The organism is Ideonella sp. B508-1, assembly GCF_000333615.1.
In the GTDB taxonomy this organism is placed as follows: domain Bacteria; phylum Pseudomonadota; class Gammaproteobacteria; order Burkholderiales; family Burkholderiaceae_C; genus Ideonella.
The window spans coordinates 1-2,340 of record NZ_BADL01000503.1; the positions used below are offsets into that span (position 1 = coordinate 1).

Below are 2,340 nucleotides of genomic sequence, written 5' to 3' on the forward strand. Positions count from 1 at the left end.
CTGCTCGGTCGAGCCAGCTCGCAGAGCCCTGGTTCAGGGCCGTGAGGGTCGACGCCCTGGCCTCTCAGTGGGAGGCATCCAAGGTCCCCTTCACGCCAATACCGACGGTGAACTGGGTCAGATGCTGCCAGAAGGCCATGTCCCCATCGACCGGGGCGATGTTGTTGGCGATCGTGGGATCCAGGTCCTCGACATACCAACGCATCGCCGCATCGGCCAAGGTGTTGGTGTACTTGTTGGGTGCGTCGGAGAAGGGGCGGCTGGGCGTGTAGGCGAAGGGACTGTAATGCCCCGGATTCTGGTCGGGATCGGACTCGTCGTCGGGGTAGCTGAAGGCACTGGCCGTGGTGTCCTGGTCACCTGCGGCGGTGTAGCTGTCGTTGTAGTAGCCATCGGTGGTCAGCACGTTGACCGTGCGCCGACAAGCCAGCTTCACGTTGCCTGGCGCCGAAGTGGCTCCCGGTGTGTTCATCCAGGGGCTGTAGGCGTCGGTGCGCTTGTAGAAGTACTTGCCCACACCGTCCAGCGCCGTGCGCAAGGGCGTGGAGGGCCAGGACTGGATGGCCTGCACCCCGGTGAGGACGGCCTCGAGCTGGGTCGCGTCCAGTGGCTTGACACCGAGCTCCACGATCGGGAAGGTCTGGGTGGCCCCTGCCCCATCCACCTTCGTGGCGCTGCTCTTGTTGATGCGTCCCCAACCTGCCCGCAGCTTGTCTTTGAAGTTGAAGAAAACCTCGGTCACGGCCGCCTTGGCCATGGATTCGCGCATGCGGTAGAAGGTGAACCAGTTGGCGAAGTTCTGCAGCTCCTCGGCCTGGGTGCACCGGCTGCCCGCACAGTCCGTGCGATCCGGCGACTTCACCTCAGGCGACCAGGGGGCATCCCAGCCATTGACGTCATACATGACGAAATCGCTGGGCGTCTTGGGCTGCGTGGGCGTGTCCGTGGAGGACGGCTTCAGCCGGTAATAGATCCCCGGGCTGAAGACCCGGCTGCCCTTGCTGGTGGTGGAGGCGTTGGTACACCAGGTGGTGTTGATGCTGCGCTTGGTGACCAGGTCGAAGGAGGCCGGATTCAGACCGGCCGTCACGGGATCCCAGGGTGCCTTCCTGGGATCGGCCACAGCCTCCATGCGAACGCCGGAGCCGTCGGAGGCCGGCTTGGGCTTCAGCCACGGCTGGTAGCGCACATCCGGGCTGTACCAGATCGTGTTGATGTCCGGTGAACGGTAGTAGCGCTGGTACATGCTGGCCGACGCGGGATCCGCCGGGGCATAGCAGTCCCCGTAGGTGCTGCCCTTGCGGGGATCTCCCGGAAAGCCCGCCACCCACTTGGAGATGAGCGTGATGGAAACGCTGTTGACCGTGAACGTGCCCTCGGGCATGGCGTCCGACAGCATCGAGCCCGAGTCGTCGATCGTGATCATGACGTTGGGAGGAGGCGTCGAGCCGGACTGGCTGGTCAGCGGTTTCTGTGAAGGCTCGGTGGCCCAACCCAAGCCGGCCGCCCAGGCCGCGCACAAGCCCATCCCTGTCTTGCACACCACCACGGCCAGAGACCCGTGGGACAGGCCGCGCCCAAGGCTCGAAAGGATCTTCATCGGACCACTCCCCGCTGCCGCCCCTGCAGGAGACGGCTCAGTTGAACCTCAACATCGACTGCACCCAGACCACCGATCCCGCCGTGGTCCGGCCAATCTCGTCCTGCTGGAAATCGGGACTGAATCCCCGTGCCGTGACCAGCACCACCTGCGTCGCGCCATCGTTCAGGAACGTGTATTCGGGCAGGCACTGCGGACTGGGCGGCTTCACCGGACTGTCCACCGACACCAGCACCGCATCCGGCACCGTGATGGCCAGCGGTGCACCGCCATGCCAGCTGGCAAAGCTGGCCCAGCGTGTGGGGCGGCCGTTGGAAGGATCGCCATCGGTGTCGTCCAGCGCCGGCAGGATGAAGGTGGCCGTGCCGGCCTGCACATCGGCGTTGGCCTGCCGCTCGCAATAGCGCAGCGCCAGCTCGGCCGACTGCTGGGCCAGGCTCTGGGCGCGGGCGTTGTTGGCGATCAGGTCCGAGGTCAGCGAGCCCCGCATCACCGACACGGACATCAGGGCGATGATCACGAGCATGACCAAGGCCACGATCAGGGCCGCCCCCCGCTGGGGCCGATGTCCTGCGCCAGAAGGAAACCCAAGGGATCTCACAGCGCCGTCCCCCTGCGGTTCTGGATCACGAAAGTGGAGGTGAAGCTGCGGTACATGTGGCGGTCACCGGCGGCCGGGGTCGTCGGATCGGCGAAGGGTCGCAGCCCTGGTAGGGCGTTGCCGCATCCAGAAACGCATC

Annotated in this window: 2 protein-coding genes; both read right to left on the minus strand. The window is 65.6% G+C overall.

Annotated elements, in window-relative coordinates; genetic code table 11:
- Positions 1–64: 64 nt before the first annotated feature.
- On the minus strand, positions 65–1,600 hold the full coding sequence (locus I73_RS19940) for a hypothetical protein (RefSeq protein ID WP_148289868.1): 1,536 nt from the start codon (positions 1,598–1,600) through the stop codon (positions 65–67).
- Positions 1,601–1,637: 37 nt separating this feature from the next.
- Positions 1,638–2,201, minus strand: coding sequence for a PilX N-terminal domain-containing pilus assembly protein (locus tag I73_RS19945; RefSeq protein WP_022982235.1), 564 nt, complete (start codon positions 2,199–2,201; stop codon positions 1,638–1,640).
- Between the last annotated feature and the right edge of the window lie 139 nt (positions 2,202–2,340).

What these genes read in the sequence shown, in the direction of transcription:
- I73_RS19940 (WP_148289868.1), bottom strand. Translation starts at nt 1,600, where the DNA reads ATGAAGATCCTTTCGAGCCTTGGGCGCGGCCTGTCCCACGGGTCTCTG.